This is a genomic window from Piscinibacter sp. PDB5-1, assembly GCF_056676035.1.
Map to the genome: position 1 here is coordinate 1,247,226 of NZ_JBWVZL010000001.1, position 19,483 is coordinate 1,266,708.

The 19,483-nt window shown below is 67.2% G+C and carries 16 protein-coding genes; 12 read left to right on the forward strand and 4 right to left on the reverse strand.

Features of this window, described 5'->3' with window-relative positions; translation table 11 throughout:
- Positions 1–54: 54 nt before the first annotated feature.
- On the forward strand, positions 55–1,644 hold the full coding sequence (gene purH / locus AC1KAT_RS05625; RefSeq protein WP_480323638.1) for a bifunctional phosphoribosylaminoimidazolecarboxamide formyltransferase/IMP cyclohydrolase: 1,590 nt from the start codon (positions 55–57) through the stop codon (positions 1,642–1,644).
- A 42-nt stretch (positions 1,645–1,686) separates the two neighbouring features.
- Here the strand turns inward: purH and AC1KAT_RS05630 are convergent, their stop codons facing one another.
- Complete coding sequence (locus tag AC1KAT_RS05630; protein ID WP_480323640.1) at positions 1,687–2,439, reverse strand: TetR/AcrR family transcriptional regulator; 753 nt, start codon at positions 2,437–2,439, stop codon at positions 1,687–1,689.
- Between the two features lie 137 nt (positions 2,440–2,576).
- Here AC1KAT_RS05630 and AC1KAT_RS05635 point away from each other — a divergent pair, with 137 nt between their 5' ends.
- The 5 genes from AC1KAT_RS05635 to ruvC all read left to right on the forward strand — a co-directional run bounded on the left by AC1KAT_RS05635 (position 2,577) and on the right by ruvC (position 5,574).
- The gene (locus AC1KAT_RS05635) at positions 2,577–2,939 is read left to right on the forward strand and encodes a DUF6463 family protein (RefSeq protein ID WP_480323642.1); all 363 of its coding nucleotides are present in this window, start codon (positions 2,577–2,579) and stop codon (positions 2,937–2,939) included.
- Positions 2,940–2,945: 6 nt separating this feature from the next.
- Complete coding sequence (locus AC1KAT_RS05640; protein WP_480323644.1) at positions 2,946–3,260, forward strand: hypothetical protein; 315 nt, start codon at positions 2,946–2,948, stop codon at positions 3,258–3,260.
- A 153-nt stretch (positions 3,261–3,413) separates the two neighbouring features.
- Entirely contained in the window at positions 3,414–4,034 is a 621-nt protein-coding gene (locus tag AC1KAT_RS05645) for a lysophospholipid acyltransferase family protein (RefSeq protein ID WP_480323646.1), read from the forward strand.
- Positions 4,034–5,005 (forward strand): phosphatidate cytidylyltransferase, encoded by a 972-nt coding sequence (locus tag AC1KAT_RS05650; RefSeq protein WP_480323648.1) that lies wholly within the window; start codon positions 4,034–4,036, stop codon positions 5,003–5,005. The genes AC1KAT_RS05645 and AC1KAT_RS05650 overlap by 1 nt, the downstream gene beginning before the upstream one ends.
- Before the next feature lie 20 nt (positions 5,006–5,025).
- Positions 5,026–5,574: a crossover junction endodeoxyribonuclease RuvC gene (gene ruvC, locus AC1KAT_RS05655; RefSeq protein ID WP_480323650.1), complete on the forward strand. Its 549-nt coding sequence runs from the start codon at positions 5,026–5,028 to the stop codon at positions 5,572–5,574.
- Here ruvC and AC1KAT_RS05660 read toward each other — a convergent pair.
- Together AC1KAT_RS05660 and AC1KAT_RS05665 are read right to left on the reverse strand one after the other, a co-directional pair.
- Positions 5,568–7,736 (reverse strand): response regulator, encoded by a 2,169-nt coding sequence (locus AC1KAT_RS05660; protein ID WP_480323652.1) that lies wholly within the window; start codon positions 7,734–7,736, stop codon positions 5,568–5,570. The two genes, ruvC and AC1KAT_RS05660, sit on opposite strands and share 7 nt — an antisense overlap.
- Positions 7,727–14,068 (reverse strand): HAMP domain-containing protein, encoded by a 6,342-nt coding sequence (locus AC1KAT_RS05665; RefSeq protein WP_480323654.1) that lies wholly within the window; start codon positions 14,066–14,068, stop codon positions 7,727–7,729. The genes AC1KAT_RS05660 and AC1KAT_RS05665 overlap by 10 nt, the downstream gene beginning before the upstream one ends.
- A 214-nt stretch (positions 14,069–14,282) precedes the next feature.
- Here AC1KAT_RS05665 and AC1KAT_RS05670 point away from each other — a divergent pair, with 214 nt between their 5' ends.
- From AC1KAT_RS05670 to AC1KAT_RS05680, 3 genes are read left to right on the forward strand one after another with little or no spacing between them, the layout of a single operon-like run.
- Positions 14,283–14,696, forward strand: coding sequence for a hypothetical protein (locus AC1KAT_RS05670; protein WP_480323656.1), 414 nt, complete (start codon positions 14,283–14,285; stop codon positions 14,694–14,696).
- Complete coding sequence (locus AC1KAT_RS05675) at positions 14,693–14,956, forward strand: DUF5985 family protein (RefSeq protein WP_480323658.1); 264 nt, start codon at positions 14,693–14,695, stop codon at positions 14,954–14,956. Before AC1KAT_RS05670 ends, AC1KAT_RS05675 begins: the two co-directional genes overlap by 4 nt.
- Before the next feature lie 12 nt (positions 14,957–14,968).
- The gene (locus AC1KAT_RS05680) at positions 14,969–15,229 is read left to right on the forward strand and encodes a DUF5985 family protein (protein ID WP_480323660.1); all 261 of its coding nucleotides are present in this window, start codon (positions 14,969–14,971) and stop codon (positions 15,227–15,229) included.
- An 82-nt stretch (positions 15,230–15,311) separates the two neighbouring features.
- On the opposite strand, the gene AC1KAT_RS05685 is transcribed toward AC1KAT_RS05680, so the two are convergent.
- The gene (locus tag AC1KAT_RS05685; protein WP_480323662.1) at positions 15,312–15,686 is read right to left on the reverse strand and encodes a hypothetical protein; all 375 of its coding nucleotides are present in this window, start codon (positions 15,684–15,686) and stop codon (positions 15,312–15,314) included.
- Positions 15,687–15,890: 204 nt separating this feature from the next.
- On the opposite strand from AC1KAT_RS05685, the gene AC1KAT_RS05690 reads away from it, so the two are divergent.
- From AC1KAT_RS05690 to AC1KAT_RS05700, 3 genes are all read left to right on the forward strand, one after another.
- Positions 15,891–16,493: a peroxiredoxin gene (locus tag AC1KAT_RS05690; RefSeq protein WP_480323664.1), complete on the forward strand. Its 603-nt coding sequence runs from the start codon at positions 15,891–15,893 to the stop codon at positions 16,491–16,493.
- A gap of 273 nt (positions 16,494–16,766) precedes the next feature.
- Positions 16,767–18,038, forward strand: a complete 1,272-nt coding sequence (locus AC1KAT_RS05695) for an MFS transporter (protein WP_480323666.1) — start codon at positions 16,767–16,769, stop codon at positions 18,036–18,038.
- Positions 18,039–18,073: 35 nt separating this feature from the next.
- Positions 18,074–19,447, forward strand: coding sequence for a NarK family nitrate/nitrite MFS transporter (locus AC1KAT_RS05700; protein ID WP_480323668.1), 1,374 nt, complete (start codon positions 18,074–18,076; stop codon positions 19,445–19,447).
- Positions 19,448–19,483: the final 36 nt, after the last annotated feature.

Sequence of the window (19,483 nt, forward strand, 5' to 3'; positions counted from 1 at the left end):
TGAGGTTTCGCAGCCCGCTCCGAACCCCGAATTCATATCCAACCGAGAACCCCCATGACCCTCACCGCCCTGATCTCCGTCTCTGACAAAACCGGCGTGCTCGACTTCGCGCGCGAACTGCATGGCCTGGGCGTGAAGCTGTTGTCCACCGGCGGCACCGCCAAGCTGCTGGCGGATGCCGGCCTGCCCGTCACCGAGGTTGCCGACCACACCGGCTTTCCCGAAATGCTCGACGGCCGCGTGAAGACGCTGCACCCGAAGATCCACGGCGGCCTGCTGGCGCGCCGCGACCTGCCGGCGCACGTGGCGGCGATCCAAGCACACGGCATCGACACCATCGATATCCTCTGCGTCAACCTCTACCCCTTCGAGGCGACCGTCGCCAAGGCCGGCTGCACGCTCGAAGACGCGATCGAGAACATCGACATCGGCGGGCCCGCGATGGTGCGTTCGGCCGCGAAGAACTGGAAAGACGTGGCCGTGCTGACCGACGCTTCGCAGTATGCGCAAGTCATCACCGAACTGAAGGCCGACAAGGCCGTGAGCAGCAAGACCAAGTTCGCGCTGGCCGTCGCCGCGTTCAACCGCATCTCGAACTACGACGCCGCGATCAGCGACTACCTCTCGTCGTTGCAGGACGACGGCTCGCGCAGCGAGTACCCCGCGCAGAGCAACGGCCGCTTCGTGAAGCTGCAAGACCTGCGCTACGGCGAGAACCCGCACCAGACCGCCGCCTTCTACCGTGACCTGTACCCCGCGCCGGGCTCGCTGGTCACGGCGAAGCAGTTGCAAGGCAAGGAGCTCTCGTACAACAACATCGCCGACGCCGACGCGGCCTGGGAATGCGTCAAGAGCTTTGACGCGGTGAACGACGGCGCGGCCTGCGTCATCATCAAGCACGCCAACCCCTGCGGCGTGGCCATCGGTGCCACGGCGGCCGAGGCTTACGCCAAGGCCTTCAAGACCGATTCGACCTCGGCCTTCGGCGGCATCATCGCCTTCAACACGCAGCTCGACAAAGCCGGTGCCGAACTGGTCGCCAAGCAGTTCGTCGAGGTGCTGATCGCCCCCAGTTTCACACCCGAGGCGATGGCCATCTTTGCCGGCAAGCCCAACACGCGCGTGCTCGAAATCGCGCTGCCGCCCGGCGGCACCACGGCATGGGAACAGGGCCGCAACCTGCAAGACGTCAAGCGCGTGGGCTCGGGCCTGTTGATCCAGACCGCCGACAACCGCGAGCTGACGCTGGGTGAGCTGAAGGTCGTCACCGCCAAGCAGCCCACGCCCGAACAGCTGAACGACCTGCTGTTCGCGTGGAAGGTCGCCAAGTACGTGAAGAGCAACGCCATCGTCTTCTGCGCGGGCGGCATGACGCTGGGCGTGGGCGCGGGTCAGATGAGCCGCATCGACTCGGCGCGCATCGCCAGCATCAAGGCCGAAAACGGCGGCCTCACGCTGAAGGGCTCGGCCGTGGCGAGCGACGCGTTCTTCCCGTTCCGTGATGGCCTCGACGTGGTGGTCGATGCTGGCGCGACCTGCGTGATCCAACCCGGCGGCAGCGTGCGCGACGACGAGGTGATCGCCGCCGCCAACGAGCGCGGCATCGCGATGGTGTTCACGGGCGTGCGCCACTTCCGGCACTGACCCGGTCCGCGGCCGCTGCAAGGGCGGCCGCTTGCGGACGGGTCAACGCCCCGAGGGGGTCTTGCGCGCCGTGCCCTTGCGGGTGGGCGTCTTGCCGGGGCGTGACTGGCGCGCAGGGGCTTTGCGCGCCACCGCTTGGCGAACCGGGGCCGGGTCGGCCACCACCTGTTTCGGTGGCGTGCTCGTCGCCATGGCCTCAGCCTCGCCGGCGGCCGGCGCCAGCAGCATGCTGCGGTAGACCTCGACGAACTCCACCCCGTCCATGCCCGCCAGGGGGTCGTCGTGGCCGGTCGCGCGCAGCTGGATCAGGCCCAGGTAGGTGGCGTTGCCGAGCGCAGCACGCTGCCGGGCCGTCTTGGCGGTGAGGCCCTCGCGACGCAGCAACTGTTCGAGGTAGCCCGCGCGCGTCGCGTTGACGCGCTGCACGGTGGGCGCCACGCGGGGGTCGGTCGCCGCGCAGTTGAACGCATGCTCGACGCGCACCAGGCGCACGATGGCGGGGTTATTGCTTTTGGTCTTCATCGCCACGCGAACGAGCAGGTCGCGCACCGAAGCGCCCGGGCCCAGTTGCTCGATGGCCTGGATGATCTCTTTCGTGCCCTGCCCTTCCCAGCGTTCGAGCACCGCCGCGAGCAACTCGTCGCGGCTTGCGAAGCACCAGTAGAAGCCGCCCTTGCTCACACCGAGCGACCGGGCGAGAGGTTCGACCGCCAAGGTGCTCACGCCGTGATCGGCAATCCACTGCGTGGCGGCCGCGACCCAGTCGTCGCGGCTGATGTTGACGTTGCGGCCCATGTGAGCGCGATTCTAAGAAGCGAGGCTCCACAGCCGCGAACCGCACCCGGCGCTCCTGGCGCTTGCCAATAACGTACGCAAACGTACAATACGCATGCGTATCTTTTACCGCGCATTGCTTTTTCGAAAGAACCAAGTTGTCAAAGACCCTGGCCTGGGCTGTGTTTGCCCTCGGTGTGTTGCACATCGCGTTCGGTCTCGTGCGCTTCAAGCTGCCGTTGACCGAGGCCGTGCTGGCCGGTTTCACGGGCCAGTTCGGCAACCCCGAAGGGCGCCGCACGGCGTTCTGGTTTCTGTTGTGCGGCCCCTTGCTGATGCTCGCGGGGCAGGTGGCCGTGCATGCGGTGTCCCGCGGTGACCTGCCGCTGCTGCGGCTTGTCGGCAGCTACCTGCTGGTCGTCGGCGCGGTGGGCGTGGCGGCGTTCCCGGCGTCGCCCCTGTGGGGCCCGCTGCTGCTGGGGCCCTTGCTCATTGCCGTCGGCCACGGCCGTCTGGGGTGAGCGTCGATGCCGCACGCCATGGTGTTCATGCTGCCCCTGCTCGCCGTTCATGGGGTCATGGCATTGGCGCTGTGCCGGCTGTGGCGCGCCTGCCTGCGCCCCCGCCCCGGCGAGTCGCAGCCCCACGCCATTGCACGCTGCATCGCCTTGCCGCTTTACGTCCTCAGCCTGCTGGCGGCCCTCGTGGTGTACCTCGGGCCGCCGAGCGCCGGGCCGCTCGGGCCCAGCGGCTGGCTGCTGGTCGCCACGGCGGCCTACCCACCTGTTTATCTCATCACCGAATGGGCCTTGCAACACGGGTTCGAGCGCAACACAGATTGACGCCCCCACGCCCCTTCGCACTACACAACATCGCTGTCATCACTTACGGCCAGGGAGGGCTGTCGCGGGCGGCGGCCTCGGATGCCGCCGCCCGGAGGGAGCCCGGGCTTCCCTTGAGTCGGGCAGGCGCGAGGCGCCCGTAACATCGCCCCCATGACGTTGCCTCAGTTCGCGGGCCTGTTTCTTTCGTTTCTGGCCCGACTCATCACGGGCGCGCAAGGCCACTGGTACGGATGCCCACCCAAGGCCGAGCAGCGCATTTATTTCGCCAACCACCAGAGCCACTTCGACTGGGTGCTGATCTGGGCCTCGCTGCCACGCGACCTGAGGGCGCAGACACGGCCCATCGCCGCGCGCGACTACTGGACCTCGTCGCCGCTGAAACACTGGATCACGCGCGAGATCTTCAACGCGGTGTACGTGAGCCGCGTGCGCAAGGACGACGAAGACCCGCTCGAACCGCTGGTGGAGGCGCTGAAGAATGGCGACTCGCTGGTGATCTTTCCCGAAGGCACGCGCGGCAACAAGGGCGAGCCGCAAGCCTTCAAGGCGGGGCTGTACCACTTGGCCGAGCAGTTTCCCGACGTGCAACTCATCCCGGCGTGGATCGACAACGTGCAGCGCGTCATGCCCAAGGGCGAGGTCGTGCCGGTGCCCATCCTGTGTTCGGTGACCTTCGGGCCGCCGATGCAACTGCAAGCCGGTGAAGACAAGCGTGCGTTCCTCGCGCGTGCCCGCGAGGCCGTCATTGCCATGAGCAAGGTGGCTGCCTGATGGGTGCGCTGCGTCAACTCACCGTCTCCGAGCAGGTCGGCCTGCTCTTCGTGTTGATCTTCGGCGCGCTCGTGCTGACCACCATCGGCGTGTTCGCCCGATCCGTCTGGCGCCCGCCGGGGCCCGAGCAGATCGAGATGCACGAGCGCATCAAGCGCGACCTGCGCGCGGTGTGGATCGGCACCGTGCTGTTCTGGGTGTCGTGGGTGCTGGGGGCGGTGGCGGCCACGCTGCTGTTCGCCATCGTGTCGTTTCTCGCGTTGCGCGAGTTCATCACGCTCACGCACACCCGGCGTGGCGACCACCGCGCGCTGCTGGCGGCCTTCTTCGTGGTGTTGCCGGTCCAGTACCTGCTGGCGGGGGTGCGGCAGTTCGACCTGTTCACGGTGTTCATCCCGGTGTATGCCTTCGCGGTGCTGCCCATGCTGGCTGCGCTGGGCAACGACTCGACGCGCTTCCTCGAACGCACAGCGAAGATCCAATGGGGCACGATGGTCTGCGTGTTCGGCATGAGCCATGCGCCGGCCATCCTGCTGCTGACCTTCCGCGGCTATGAAGACCGCGGTGCCTTCCTGGTGCTGTACCTCGTGGTCGTGGTCGCGGCCGCGCAGATCGTGCAAGAGGTGGCGAGCCACTGGTTTCGCCGCCGCCCGGTGGCGCGGCAGATCAGCCGCAGCTTCTCGTGGCGCTCGTGGCTCGTCGGCTCGCTGGCCGGAGGCGTCGTCGGCCTGCTGCTGTACTGGATCACCCCGTTCAAGCCGCCGCAGTCGCTGCTGATCGGCTTCATCGCCGCGGCCTGTGGCGGCCTGGGCGAGCTGGTGATGAAAGCCCTGAAGAAGGACGCCGGCGTGCGCCGCTGGGGCAACCGCGCCTCGGTGACCGGTGCTGTCGGCCTGCTCGACCGCGTCGCCCCGCTGTGCTTTGCCGCACCGGTGTTCTTTCACTCGGTGCGTTGGTACTTCAAAGCCTGAGCACTCGATCACGCTGCACCATGCGCATCCTCGGCATCGATCCCGCCTTGCGCACCACCGGCTTCGGCGTGGTGGACGTGGATGGCGCGCAGCTGCACTACGTGGCCAGCGGCACCATCAAGACCGATGCGGTCGACGCGGGCCAGTTGCCGCTGCGGCTGAAGGTCATCTACGACGGCATCCGCGAGGTGGTGGCGCGCTACGAGCCGACCTGTGCCTCGGTCGAGATCGTGTTCGTCAACGTCAACCCGCAGAGCACCCTGCTGCTGGGCCAGGCGCGCGGCGCGGCCGTCACCGGGTTGGTGTCGTGCGGGCTCGAGGTGGCCGAGTACACCGCGTTGCAGATGAAGAAGGCCATCGTCGGCCTCGGCCACGCGCGCAAAGAGCAGGTGCAGGACATGGTGATGCGCCTGCTCAAGCTGCCCGGCCTGCCCGGCAAGGACGCCGCCGACGCGCTGGGCCTGGCGGTGTGCCATGCGCACGCGGCGCGATCGTTCGCCGCCATCGACCGCGCCACCGAGCGCACGCGCACCACGCGCGCGCAGTTCAAGAAGGGCCGGGTCTACTGACGCCCCGAGCGGGCGTTCGGCAGGCGTTCGCCGGCCACCGGCCGCCACGCGCCGATCACCTCGATCAGCTTGGCCGGCTCGGCGGGTTTCATCAGGTGTTCGTCGAAGCCGGCCTCCAAGGCCGCGACGCGGTCGCCCTGGCGCCCATAGCCCGTCACTGCGATGAGGAACGAGCGTTCGGTCTCGGGCAGGCGCCGCAGCCGGCGCGCCAGTTCGTAGCCGTCGAGCCCCGGCAGGCCGATGTCGAGCACCACCACGTCGGGTGCGAAGCTGCTGACGCAGCCGAGCGCTTCGTAGGCATCGTTCACCGCCTTGACTTCGTGGCCGGCCACTTGCAGGAAGACGGCTGTGGTCTCGGCGGCGTCGTGGTTGTCGTCGACCACCAGCACGCGGTAGCCCCCGTGCGCTGAAGGGGCCGGTGCCGCGGCCGCCGAGGCTTCACCCGGCTGCACCTCGGTAAGGCAGGGCAGGCGCACGCGAAACTCGGCGCCCTGGCCAGGGCCGGCGCTGAAGGCATCGACCCGGCCGTGGTGCAGTTGCACCAGGCGCTGCACCAGCGTGAGCCCCACGCCCAAGCCACCCTGGCTGCGGTCGAGCGACCGTTTGCCCTGCTCGAACAGCTCGAACACATTGGGCAGCAGCTCGGGTTCGATGCCCACGCCGTTGTCGGTGACGCTCAGCACGGCGCGGCCCTCTTCAATGCGCAGGTCGAGCCCAATCTGCCCGCCATCGGGTGTGTACTTGGCTGCGTTGTGCAGCAGGTTGCCCACCACCTGCGCAAGCCGCGCCGCATCGCCCTTCAGCCACACCGGCGCCTCGGGCAGGTGTTGCGCGAAGTGGTGGCGGCGCGCCTCGATGAAGGGCCGCGCGGTCTCGACCGCGTGCGCGACCACCGCGCGCAGGTCCAGCAACTCGGCCTGCAAGGCGATCTTGCCCTGGCTGATGCGCGCCACGTCGAGCAACTCGTCCACCAGGTGCGTCAGGTGGTTGATCTGCCGGCCGGTCACTTCGCTCGCCCACTTGAGCTTGGGGTCGGGCGGCGCGACGCGGCGGATGACCTCCAGCGCATTGCGAATGGGCGCGAGCGGGTTGCGCAATTCGTGCGACAGCATCGCCAAGAACTCGTCCTTGCGCTGGCTCGACTGCTGCAGCTTCGCCTCGGCCAGCCGGCGGTCGTCGATCTCGACCTGCAGCGTGCGGTACAGGCGTGCGTTCTCGAAGGCGATGGCGGCGCGGCTGGCCAGTTCTTCGAGCGTGCGCCAGTCGGTGGGCTCGTGCAGGCCATCGAGCAGCAGCCCCCCCACCGAACGCTCGCCGGTCACCAGCGGCAGCATGGCCTGGCAGCCGTCGAGCCCGGGCCGTTCGATCTGCTGGGACACCATCGCGGAGGCGAAGGCCCGCCGGCAGGCCTCGGGCAGGCTCTCAAACGGGTGCTCGATCCATTCGACTTCGATGGGGGCGTCGTCCGCCCCGCCGGGCGCGAGGCGCGCACGCGCCGTGAGCGATTTGGGCTCGCCGACCTGATCGGGAATCATCGCCACGGTGGCCACGCTCACCAGGTGCGGAACGACCAGTTCGAGCAGGCGCCGCATCCCCACCCGCACGTCGAGCGAGGCGCTCAGGATGCGGCTCGCGTGCGACAGGTACTCGGACCGGCGCGTGGCCTCTTCGGCCGCGGCCCGTGCGGCTTCCGACTTGGCCAGCGCCACGCGCTCGTCGGCCTGGCGGCGCAGCCGGCGCTGCAGCACGTGCAGGTCGACGAACACGCGCACCTTCGAGCGCAGCACGTCGGGCACCACCGGCGAGAGGATGTAATCCACCGCGCCCAGCTCGTAGCCACGCAGCGTCTGCACCTCATCGGCGTACGAGGTGATGAAGATGATGGGCGTGTGCGCCGAGCGCTTGTACCGGCGGATCAGCGCGGCCGTCTCGAAGCCGTCGATGTCGGGCATGTTGACGTCGAGCAGGATGACCGCGAACTCGTGCTTGAGCACCTCGCGCAGCGCGTCGCTGCCCGAGCGCACGCAGACGATCTCCTGCCCCAGCTCCTGCAGCACGGTCTGGAAGACCAGCAGCTTCTCGGGCAGGTCATCGACGATGAGGATGCGGCTGGTCTCCGACGGGTCGGGCTCGAGGTCGAGAAACCCCGAGTTCAGCAGCACAGCCAGCCCCTGAGCACCGCCAGCAGGTTCATCGGGTCCACCGGTTTCGAGAGGTAGTCCCAGGCGCCGGCCTCGATGCACTTCTGGCGGTCGCCCTTCATGGCCTTGGCCGTCACCGCGACCATCGGCAGTTCGCGCCCGCGCGGCAGCTTGCGGATCTCTTGCATGGTCGCGATGCCGTCCATCTCCGGCATCATGATGTCCATCAGCACGATGTCGATGGTGGGGTCGCTCTCGACCAAGCGGATCGCCTCGCGGCCGTTGTCGGCCGACACGATCACCATGCCTTCGTTGTCGAGCACGGTGGCCAGCGCGAAGATGTTGCGCATGTCGTCGTCGACGATGAGCGCCTTCTTGCCTTCGAGGGCGCGCGGCGCGCTGAGCACGGCTTCGACCGCCTGGCGCTCGGCGTCCGACATGGTGGCGGGGCTGCGGTGCAGCATCGCGGTGACCTGCGCCACCACCGCCACCTCGTCAGCCGCCTCGCGCAGCGCGAAGCCGCCGTGGCGACCACGCCAGCGAGAGCCCGGCACCACGCTGCCGGCCACCACCACGGGCAGCTGACGCACCCCACCGCGGCGGTCCATGGCGTCGGCCACGTCCCCCGGGCCGAACACCGGCGAGGCGGCATCGACCAGCAGGCAATCGGCTTCGGCCAACGCGTCGCGGGCCGAGGCCGCGTCGGTGACCAGCAGCGCCTCGATGTCGTCGTCGAGCATGCCGAGCAGCTTCGTGCGCTGTGGCGAGTCCGGCATCGCCACCACCAGCTTCTTGTGCGTGCGCCCCGTGTAGGCGTGCAGTTCGAGCAAGGTGGCGTCCACCTCGTCCTTGGACTGCAGCGGCTTGGCCAGGAAACCCAGCGCCCCGGCCTGCAGGGCGCGGTCGCGCGAGTCGTCGGTGGACACCACGCACACGGGGATGTGGCGCGTCTCCTGGTCGGCCTTCAGGCGGTCGAGCACGCGCCAGCCCTGCATGTCGGGCAGGTGGATGTCGAGCGTGATGGCCGAGGGGTGGTACTCGCGGGTCAGGGTCAGCGCGCCGGCGCCGGTGCCGCTGACCAGCCCCTTGAAGCCTGCCTGGCGCGCCGCGTCGAGCAGCACCTTGGCGAAGGCGAGGTCGTTCTCGACGATGAGCAGCACGCGGTCGCCGGTGGCGATCTCGTCGCGGTCGTCGTCGGCGAGGTTGGCGAACACCGTGTCGTCGCCACCGCGCGGCATGCTTTCGCTGGCCGTGCCGGGCCAGGCTTCGGCGATGGCCATGCCGGTGAACTCACCCCGGCGCACGTTGGCGCGCATGGCCTCGCTCAGGGTGCGCGGGCTCTCGTCCTTCTCGGTCTCGGGGCTCACCGGGCGGCCGTGCCGCGCGCTGCGCGAGGGGTTGTAGCTCTGCGGCAGGTACAGCGTGAAGGTGCTGCCCCGACCCGGCGCGCTGGCCAGGCGGATCTCGCCGCCCAGCAGACGCGACAGCTCGCGGCTGATCGCCAGGCCCAGACCCGTGCCGCCGTACTTGCGCGAGGTCGACCCGTCGGCCTGCTGGAAGGCCTCGAAGATGATCTGCTGCTTGTCGGCCGAGATGCCGATGCCGGTGTCGCTGACCGAGAACGCGATCACCTGCGAGGCACGGTTGAGCTCGTCGTTGTCAGGCGACCAACCTTCGCTGGCCGGGGCGATCGAGAAGCTGACGCGCCCCTGGTGCGTGAACTTGAACGCGTTCGACAGCAGGTTCTTGATGATCTGCTGCAGGCGCTTGACGTCGGTGACCAGCGACTTGGGCAGCGGCTGCTCGATGTTGACGAAGAAGTCGAGCTGCTTCGATTCGGCGAAGTGGCGGAAGCCGCGTTCGACCGAACGCTGCAGGTCGTCCAGGCGCAGTTCGCTCACGTCCACCTGCACCGTGCCCGACTCGATCTTCGACAGGTCGAGGATGTCGTTGATGAGCATCAGCAGGTCGTTGCCCGACGAGTGGATGGTCTTGCTGAATTCGACCTGCTTGGTGGAAAGGTTGCCCTCGGGGTTCTTGCAGAGCTGGTCGCTCAGGATGAGCAGCGAGTTCAGCGGCGTGCGCAGCTCGTGCGACATGTTGGCCAGGAACTCCGACTTGTACTTCGAGGTCAGCGCCAGCTGTTCGGCCTTTTCTTCCAGCGCCTGGCGAGCCTGTTCGACCTCGGCGTTCTTGCGCTCGACCTCCTGGTTCTGGTGGGCCAGCAGCTTGGCTTTCTCTTGCAGCTCTTCGTTGGTCTGCTGCAGCTCTTGCTGGCGGCTTTGCAGTTCTTCGGCCAGCGACTGCGACTGCTTCAGCAGGTCCTCGGTGCGCGAGTTGGCCTCGATGGTGTTGATCACGATGCCGATCGATTCAGTCAGTTGCGCGAGAAAGCCTTCGTGCACGGGGTTGAATCGCTGCAGCGAGGCCAGTTCGAGCACGCCACGCACCTCGCCTTCGAACACCACCGGCAGCACCATCACGTCCATCGCGGCGTTTTCGCTCAGGCCGGAGGCGATGCGGAAGGCCGCGCTCGGCACGTTGGTCAGCAAGATCTTCTCGGCGTCGATGGCGCACTGGCCGACCAGGCCCTCGCCCAGGTCCACCTCCTTGCCGTGCGTCTGCTGCCCGCCCGAGGCGTAGCTGGCAAAGAGCTTCAGGCGCGGCACGTCGTTGACGGTGCTCATCACATAGAACTCGGCCTGCTGCACACCGACCACGGGTGCGAGTTCGGACAAGATCAACTGGCCCACCGTCACCAGGTCGCGCTGGCCTTGCAGCATGCGGCTGAACTTGGCGAGGTTGGTCTTCAGCCAGTCTTGCTCGGTGTTCTTCTGCGTCGTGTCCTTCAGGTTGCGGATCATCTCGTTGATGGTGTCCTTCAGCGCGGCCACCTCGCCCTGAGACTCCACCGTGATCGAACGCGCCAGGTCGCCCTGCGTCACGGCCGTCGCCACCTCGGCAATCGCGCGCACCTGCGTGGTCAGGTTGGCCGCGAGTTCGTTCACGTTCTCGGTCAGGCCCTTCCACGTGCCGGCCGCGCCCGGCACCTTGGCCTGGCCACCGAGCTTGCCCTCGACGCCCACTTCGCGCGCCACGGTCGTCACCTGGTCGGCAAAGATGGCCAGCGTGTCGGTCATCGAGTTGATGGTGTCGGCCAGCGCGGCGATCTCGCCCTTGGCCTCCACCGTCAGCTTTTGCTTCAGGTCGCCATCGGCCACGGCCGTCACGACCTTGGCGATGCCGCGCACCTGCGAGGTCAGGTTGCCGGCCATGAAGTTCACGTTGTCGGTCAGGTCCTTCCAGGTGCCCGACACACCGCGCACCTGCGCCTGGCCGCCCAGGCGCCCTTCGGTGCCCACTTCACGGGCCACGCGGGTCACTTCGGCCGCGAAGGACGAGAGCTGGTCGACCATCGTGTTGATGGTGGCCTTCAGTTCCAGGATCTCTCCTTTCACGTCGACCGTGATCTTCTTGGACAGGTCACCGGCCTGCACAGCCTTGGTCACGTCGGCGATGTTGCGCACCTGCGAGGTCAGGTTCGACGCCATCAGGTTCACGCTGTCGGTCAGGTCTTTCCACGTGCCGGCCACGCCTTGCACATCGGCCTGCCCGCCCAGCTTGCCTTCGGTGCCCACTTCTCGGGCCACACGGGTCACTTCCGCGGCGAACGATCGCAGCTGGTCCACCATGGTGTTGATGGTGTTCTTCAGCTCCGAGATCTCGCCCTTCACGTCCACCGTGATCTTCTTGGACAGGTCACCCGCGGCCACGGCCGTCGTCACCTCGGCGATGTTGCGCACCTGAGAGGTCAGGTTGCCGGCCATGAAGTTGACCGACTCGGTCAAGTCCTTCCACGTGCCGGCCACGCCTTGCACGTCGGCCTGGCCGCCCAGGATGCCTTCGGTGCCCACTTCGCGTGCGACGCGCGTCACTTCGGCGGCGAAGCTTCGCAGCTGGTCCACCATGGTGTTGATGGTGGCCTTGAGTTCGAGAATTTCGCCCTTCACGTCCACCGTGATCTTCTTGGACAAGTCGCCCGCCGCCACGGCTTTGGTCACGTCCGCGATGTTGCGTACCTGAGAGGTCAGGTTCGACGCCATCGAGTTCACCGACTCGGTCAGGTCCTTCCAGGTGCCGGCCACGCCTTGCACGTCGGCCTGGCCGCCCAGCTTGCCTTCGGTGCCCACCTCACGCGCGACCCGTGTCACTTCGGCGGCGAAGGACGAGAGCTGGTCCACCATGGTGTTGATGGTGTTCTTCAGCTCCGAGATCTCGCCCTTCACGTCCACCGTGATCTTCTTGGACAGGTCACCAGCGGCCACGGCCGTCGTCACCTCGGCGATGTTGCGCACCTGAGAGGTCAGGTTGCCGGCCATGAAGTTGACCGACTCGGTCAAGTCTTTCCACGTGCCGGCCACACCTTGCACGTCGGCCTGGCCACCGAGCTTGCCTTCGGTGCCCACTTCGCGCGCGACCCGTGTCACTTCGGCCGCGAAGCTTCTCAGCTGGTCCACCATGGTGTTCACGGTGTTCTTCAGCTCCAGGATTTCGCCCTTCACGTCCACCGTGATCTTCTTGGACAAGTCGCCCGCCGCCACGGCCTTGGTCACGTCAGCGATGTTGCGCACCTGAGAGGTCAGGTTGCCCGCCATCGAGTTCACCGAGTCGGTCAGGTCCTTCCACGTGCCGGCCACACCGGGCACCTGGGCCTGGCCGCCGAGTCGTCCTTCGGTGCCCACTTCGCGGGCCACGCGGGTCACTTCGGCGGCGAACGACGACAGCTGGTCCACCATGGTGTTGATGGTGGCCTTGAGTTCAAGAATCTCGCCCTTCACGTCGACCGTGATCTTCTTGGAGAGGTCACCGGCCTGCACGGCCTTGGTCACGTCGGCGATGTTGCGCACCTGACTCGTGAGGTTCGACGCCATCAGGTTCACCGAGTCGGTCAAGTCCTTCCACGTTCCGGCCACGCCTTGCACATCGGCCTGGCCGCCCAGCTTGCCTTCGGTGCCCACCTCGCGTGCCACCCGCGTCACTTCGGCCGCGAAGCTTCGCAGCTGGTCCACCATGGTGTTGATGGTGTTCTTCAGCTCCGAGATCTCGCCCTTCACGTCCACCGTGATCTTCTTGGACAGGTCACCCGCGGCCACGGCCGTCGTCACTTCGGCGATGTTGCGCACCTGAGAGGTCAGGTTGCCGGCCATGAAGTTGACCGACTCGGTCAAGTCTTTCCACGTGCCGGCCACGCCTTGCACGTCGGCCTGGCCGCCCAGGATGCCTTCGGTGCCCACTTCGCGTGCGACGCGCGTCACTTCGGCGGCGAAGCTTCGCAGCTGGTCCACCATGGTGTTCACGGTGTTCTTCAGCTCCAGGATTTCGCCCTTCACGTCCACCGTGATCTTCTTGGACAAGTCACCCGCCGCCACGGCCTTGGTCACGTCCGCGATGTTGCGCACCTGAGAGGTCAGGTTGCCCGCCATCGAGTTCACCGAGTCGGTCAGGTCTTTCCAGGTGCCCGACACGCCTTCCACCCGCGCCTGCCCGCCCAGGATGCCTTCGGTGCCCACCTCGCGGGCCACGCGCGTCACTTCAGAGGCGAACGAACGCAGCTGGTCCACCATGGTGTTGATGGTGTTCTTCAACGTGAGGAACTCGCCCTTCACGTCCACGTCGATCTTCTTCGAGAGGTCGCCCTTGGCCACGGCGGTGGTCACGTCGGCGATGTTGCGCACCTGGTCGGTCAGGTTGCCGGCCATCGAGTTGACCGAGTCGGTCAGGTCTTTCCACGTGCCGGCCACGCCCTTCACCTTCGCCTGGCCGCCGAGCTTGCCTTCGGTGCCCACCTCGCGCGCCACACGGGTCACTTCGGCCGAGAAGTTGGCCAGCTGTTCGACCATCTTGTTGATGGTCTTGGCGGTGCGCAAGAACTCGCCTTCGAGCGGCCGGCCTTCGACTTCAAGCGCCATGCTCTTGGACAGGTCGCCTTGGGCGACAGCACCGATCACCCGCGCCACTTCAGAGGTCGGGTGCACCAGGTCGTCGATCAGCGAGTTGATGCACTCGACCGACTCGCCCCAGAAACCACGCGACTCCCGCAGCGAAGCGCGCTGCTTGAGCTTGCCTTCCTTGCCGACCACCTGCGACAGCCGTGTTAGCTCTTCGGCCATGGCGGCGTTCTGCTCGACCACGTCATTGAAGGCCTCGGCCACGCGGCCGGCGATGCCCTCCCAATGCAGGGGCAGGCGCACGCTCGCATCGCCACGCCGCAGCGCGTTCAGAGCGCCCAACAAGGCCGTCAGTTCTTGCTGCTCGTCGCGCGCGGCAACGGCCGGGGTGTCCAGCACTTCCATGGGGGTTCTCCGAGTGGCCGCAAGGGCAGGCGTGGGGTGGCGAGCATGGCAAGGCCACGATCACTTGAAAAGTATTGTGTGTCGTGGGGTTTCTCCACCGTGTCGGACGGTGATCCGAAGGCGTTGTAGGACAAGTCTGACAAGACGACATCTCACATGTCGACCTTTAACATCCGCGCTTTGTTGCCCGCCCCGAGCCCTGTCAACGCCGCGCATGACGACGTCTTCGCCCAAGGGCAAGCCCACCGCTTCCGACCCCATACCGCCCGACCTGCGCGCCTTCGTGCTGCACCGGGTGGAGTCGATCGCCGACATGGAAGCCCTGGCCCTGATGTCGCGCCAGCCCGACGCGGAATGGGACGCCGCCACGCTGGCCGAGCGTCTGTACATCACGCCCGACGAAGCCGCCCTGGTGCTTGATCGGCTCGAACGGCAGCGCCTGACCACGAGGGTCGCGCCCCGCTGGCGACTGCAGCCGGCCAACGAGCGCGACGCCCAGACGCTCGCGGCGCTGGTGACGCTGTACTCGGTGCAGCTGATCCCGATCACCCACCTCATCCACGCCAAGGCCGGCAGCCGCATCCAGGAATTCGCCGACGCTTTTCACCTGCGAAAGGACAGCCGATGATGCCCAGCGTCGTCTACACCGCCTGCGCGATTGCAGCCACGCTGTGCGCCGTGTTGCTGCTGCTGGCCTACCGGCGCGGCGGCTACCGCTTGCTGCTGTGGAGCGGCCTGTGCTTCGTCGGGCTGGCGGTCAACAACCTGCTGCTGGTGGCCGACAAGCTGATCTTCCCGACCAGCGTCGACCTGTCGATGTGGCGCAGCGCCACCGCACTGGTCGCGATGTGCGTGCTGCTGTACGGCCTGATCCTCGATTCAGAGTAAGAGGCACCCACGATGCAAAACCTCATGCTGGGTGCCATCGCCATGGCCTCGTTCGTGGCGGCGCTGTTCTTTCTGCGCTTCTGGCGCAAGACACGCGACCGCTTCTTTCTGCTGTTTGCGCTGGCCTTCGCGGTGGACAGCCTCAACCGCGCCGCGCTCGGCCTGCTGGGCAACGTGTCGGCGGAACACGAGCCCTTGTTCTACCTGGTCCGGCTGGTGACTTTCGGGTGCATCCTCGCGGCCATCATCGACAAGAACATCCGGCGACGCTGAACCCGACGTCGCATCCGGCCCCTGTCCGTTTGGCGCAGCGGGCTCTGCCCCACAACGACGCGCAAAGCCCCTGGCACGGCCATCAAGGCGCCGGCCCGGGCAGCATCTTGAAGCCGGCAATGGCCACGCCGATCACGGCGTTCACCGCGACGCTCAGCGCGCTGGGCACATAGAAAAAGGCCGACAGCACCGCCTGCCCCAGGCCGTATTCGGCCAGGCTGCCCAACGCGTAGAAGCCCGTGCCCAGCACCAGCCAGCGGCGCAGGTAGACGAACAGCCAGTGCGCCTGCGCAAGGTTGTGCCGCCACGCGGCGGCACGCTCGAACAGGTTGCCCCGGTTCACGTCACGAAACAGCCACGCAAAGAAGAGGTAGCGGTACAGCAGCGTGCGAAACGCCAGCGCGCGTGCGCCTTCGGCGGGGGCCGGGGCCGGTTCGAGAGATGACGTCGGGACCATGCGCGTGCACTCCTGAGCGGGGCGTCGTCGCACCGCCTATGCTGGCCGCCTGCAACACACGCCGAGAACACCGGCAGTCGGGCGGCGGCAACGCCGAACGATCCGCTGGGGTTGAAGTCTGAGCAAATTCGGCGTTTGAAGTTGCGCCTTTCGTCATGCCAGCGTCACGCGCATGGCCCCCACCCGCAAGGAGTCCACCCCGCCATGAAATCGTTCGCAGTTCCCCCCACCCCCGCCGCCACCTCGCGCCGTCGCCTGGGCTGCGCGGCCGGCCTGGCGCTGGCGCTCGGCTTCATCGCCCCACCCACCTGGGCCGCGCTGCCGGTGGGCGCGCCCGCCCCCGACTTCACGGCCGACGCCGCGCTGGGCGGCAAGGGCTTTCGCTTCCAGCTGGCCGATGCACTGAAGAAGGGCCCGGTCGTCGTGTACTTCTATCCGAAGGCCTTCACCTCGGGCTGCACCATCGAGGCGCACGCTTTCGCCGAAGCCACACCGAGCTTCGAGGCCCTGGGCGCCACGGTCGTCGGCCTGTCGAACGACGACCTCGACACGCTGAAGAAGTTCTCGGTCGAGGCCTGCCGCAACAAGTTCGCGGTGGCCGCCGACCCTGATGCCAAGGTCATCAAGAAGTACGACGCCGGGATGGCGCTGATGCCCGGCATGGCCAGCCGCATCTCGTACGCCATCTCGCCCGAGGGCCGCGTGCTGCAGGTGCATTCGGCGATGGACCCGGACGGCCACGTGAAGGCCATGCTGGCCGCCGTGCAGGCCTGGCACGCCCGGCAGCCGGCGCCCGCCCGACGCTGAGGCCTCGCGGGCGCGCGCCCGTTGGACCGTCGGCACCTCTGTCCGAACCCAACACAGCGGACAGCCGTGACCCCTGCGCCATCGCCCGAGGAGCGCCCCTCGGGGGATGACGCACATCAAACCCGGCGCATTTCGATGCGCGGGTAGTTCTTTCGAACGATGGCGGCGCCAGCCCCCATCGTTCTTGCGGATGCCGCCGATGGCTCGCCCGGCGGATGTTCAGTCCGGCCCGGCGAGAAGACAGTCCTCCCATCCCTTTTGAAGGAGGAGGACATGGGCACACAAGACACATCCGCGAACCGCAAGGCCTGGTCGGTGCTGATCGTCAGCACCGTGGCCTTCACGGTGTGTTTCATGGTCTGGATGATGTTCGGCGTGATCGGCATCCCGATCAAGAAAGCGCTGAACCTCAACGCGACCGAGTTCGGACTGCTCACCGCGATGCCGGTGCTGACCGGCTCGCTGGTGCGCGTGCCGCTGGGCATCTGGACCGACCGCTTCGGTGGGCGCATCGTGATGACGCTGCTGATGGCGCTCACGGTGCCGGCGATCTGGCTGATGGCCCACGCCACGCAGTACTGGCACTTCCTCGTGATCGGCCTCTTCGTCGGCCTCGCGGGCGGCTCGTTCTCGGTCGGCACGCCGTACGTCGCGCGCTGGTTCCCGAAGAGTCGCCAGGGCATGGCGATGGGCGTCTACGGCGCCGGCAACTCGGGTGCGGCGGTCAACAAGTTCATCGCGCCGGTGCTCGTCGTGGCCTTCGGCTGGGCGATGGTGCCGCAGGTCTACGCCGCCATCATGGCCGGCACCGTGGTGCTGTTCTGGCTGTTCAGCCATTCCGACCCCGCGCACCTGGTGCCGCCCAACACCAAGTTCACCGACCAGCTCAAGGCGCTCAAGGACCCGAAGGTGCTGAAGTACTGCCAGTACTACAGCATCGTCTTCGGCGGCTACGTGGCGCTGAGCCTGTGGATGGTGCAGTACTACGTCGGCGAGTACGGCCTGGACATCCGCGTGGCCGCGCTCCTGGCCGCGTGCTTCTCGTTGCCCGGCGGCGTGCTGCGCGCCATCGGCGGCGTGCTGTCGGACAAGTTCGGCGCGCACAAGGTCACCTGGTGGGTGATGTGGGCGAGCTGGATCTGCCTCTTCCTGCTGTCGTACCCGCAGACCGACTTCACGGTGGTCACGGTCAACGGCCCCAAGACCTTCCACATCGGCCTGAACGTCTACGCCTTCACCGCGCTGATGGCCGTGCTGGGCGTGGCCTGGGCCTTCGGCAAGGCCAGCGTCTTCAAGTACATCGGCGACGACTACCCCAAGAACATCGGCGCCATCAGCGGCATCGTCGGCCTGGCCGGCGGCCTGGGCGGCTTCATCCTGCCGATCATCTTCGGCGCGCTGATGGACTTCACCGGCGTGCGCTCCAGCGCCTTCATGTTCATGTACGGCGTCGTCTGGGTCTCGCTCATCTGGATGTACTGGACCGAAGTGCGCGGCACCGACCTCATGGGCGGCCCCGCCACCGCAGGCGCGGCCCGCGCCTGACCTCACCCCCTCAATCACCCACGGAGAACCTCACCATGGCTTCTCAAGTCATCAAGCACTGGAACCCGGAAGACACCTCGTTCTGGTCCGGCCCCGGCCACACGGTCGCGCAACGCAACCTGTGGCTGTCGATCCCCGCGCTCACCCTCGCCTTCGCGGTGTGGATGGTCTGGAGCGTGGTCGTCGTCAACCTGCCCAACGTGGGCTTCAAGTACAGCACCAACCAGCTGTTCTGGCTGGCCGCGCTGCCCGCGCTGTGCGGCGCCACGCTGCGCATCTTCTACTCGTTCGCGGTGCCCATCTTCGGCGGGCGCCGCTGGACGGCGCTCTCGACCGCGAGCCTCTTGCTGCCCGCCCTGGGCATCGGCTTCGCGGTGCAGAACCCGGCCACGCCCTACGAGGTGATGGTGCTGCTGGCGCTGCTGTGCGGCTTCGGCGGCGGCAACTTCGCCAGCTCGATGAGCAACATCAGCTTCTTCTTCCCGAAGGCGCAGAAGGGCTACGCGCTCGGCATGAACGCGGGCCTGGGCAACCTGGGCGTGAGCCTGGTGCAGTTCGTCGTGCCGCTGGTCATCACGGCCGGCGTGTTCGGCACGCTGGGCGGTGAAGCGGCGACCACGACCAAGGGCACGTCGATGTGGCTGCAGAACGCCGGCTTCATCTGGGTGCCGTTCATTGCGCTGAGCGCACTGGCCGCGTGGTTCGGCATGAACGACCTGGCCGAGGCCAAGGCGAGCTTCGCCGACCAGGCCGTGATCTTCAAGCGCCAGCACAACTGGCTGATGTGCTGGCTGTACCTGGGCACCTTCGGCAGCTTCATCGGCTACTCGGCGGGCTTTCCGCTACTGATCAAGAGCCAGTTCCCGGGCGTCAACGCGCTGCAGTACGCCTGGCTCGGCCCGCTGGTGGGCGCGCTCATCCGCCCGGTGGGTGGCTGGTTGAGCGACAAGCTCGGCGGCGCCCGCGTCACCTTCTGGAACTTCATCGTGATGGCGCTCGGCGTGATCGCGGTGATCCAGTTCCTGCCCACGCAAGGCCAGGCGGGCCACTTCAACGGCTTCCTGATCAGCTTCCTGGTGTTGTTCGCCGCCGCCGGCATCGGCAACGGCAGCACCTTCCGGATGATCCCCGTCATCTTCTTGACCGAACGGCAACGCGCCGCCGGCAAGGGTGCCGCGGCCCAAGAGCAAGCGGTGAAGGACGCCAACAAGGAAGCCGCCGCCGTGCTGGGCTTCAGCAGCGCCATCGGGGCCTACGGCGGCTTCTTCATCCCCAAGAGCTACGGCACCTCGATCTCGATGACGGGCGGGCCCGAGGCCGCGCTGTACTGCTTCATCGCCTTCTACGTCACCTGCATTGCCGTCACCTGGTGGTTCTACAGCCGCCGCAATGCACCGATGCCTTGCTAACACCACGAGACACACCATGACCACCACAACGCACAT

Excerpts from the sequence above, each read along its gene's own strand:
- AC1KAT_RS05695 (WP_480323666.1), top strand. The coding sequence starts at position 16,767 with ATGGGCACACAAGACACATCCGCGAACCGCAAGGCCTGGTCGGTGCTG.
- AC1KAT_RS05665 (WP_480323654.1), bottom strand. The coding sequence starts at position 14,068 with ATGGAAGTGCTGGACACCCCGGCCGTTGCCGCGCGCGACGAGCAGCAA.
- ruvC (WP_480323650.1), top strand. The coding sequence starts at position 5,026 with ATGCGCATCCTCGGCATCGATCCCGCCTTGCGCACCACCGGCTTCGGC.
- AC1KAT_RS05690 (WP_480323664.1), top strand. The coding sequence starts at position 15,891 with ATGAAATCGTTCGCAGTTCCCCCCACCCCCGCCGCCACCTCGCGCCGT.
- AC1KAT_RS05675 (WP_480323658.1), top strand. The coding sequence starts at position 14,693 with ATGATGCCCAGCGTCGTCTACACCGCCTGCGCGATTGCAGCCACGCTG.
- AC1KAT_RS05640 (WP_480323644.1), top strand. The coding sequence starts at position 2,946 with ATGCCGCACGCCATGGTGTTCATGCTGCCCCTGCTCGCCGTTCATGGG.
- purH (WP_480323638.1), top strand. The coding sequence starts at position 55 with ATGACCCTCACCGCCCTGATCTCCGTCTCTGACAAAACCGGCGTGCTC.
- AC1KAT_RS05685 (WP_480323662.1), bottom strand. The coding sequence starts at position 15,686 with ATGGTCCCGACGTCATCTCTCGAACCGGCCCCGGCCCCCGCCGAAGGC.
- AC1KAT_RS05680 (WP_480323660.1), top strand. The coding sequence starts at position 14,969 with ATGCAAAACCTCATGCTGGGTGCCATCGCCATGGCCTCGTTCGTGGCG.
- AC1KAT_RS05670 (WP_480323656.1), top strand. The coding sequence starts at position 14,283 with ATGACGACGTCTTCGCCCAAGGGCAAGCCCACCGCTTCCGACCCCATA.
- AC1KAT_RS05630 (WP_480323640.1), bottom strand. The coding sequence starts at position 2,439 with ATGGGCCGCAACGTCAACATCAGCCGCGACGACTGGGTCGCGGCCGCC.
- AC1KAT_RS05645 (WP_480323646.1), top strand. The coding sequence starts at position 3,414 with ATGACGTTGCCTCAGTTCGCGGGCCTGTTTCTTTCGTTTCTGGCCCGA.
- AC1KAT_RS05650 (WP_480323648.1), top strand. The coding sequence starts at position 4,034 with ATGGGTGCGCTGCGTCAACTCACCGTCTCCGAGCAGGTCGGCCTGCTC.
- AC1KAT_RS05700 (WP_480323668.1), top strand. The coding sequence starts at position 18,074 with ATGGCTTCTCAAGTCATCAAGCACTGGAACCCGGAAGACACCTCGTTC.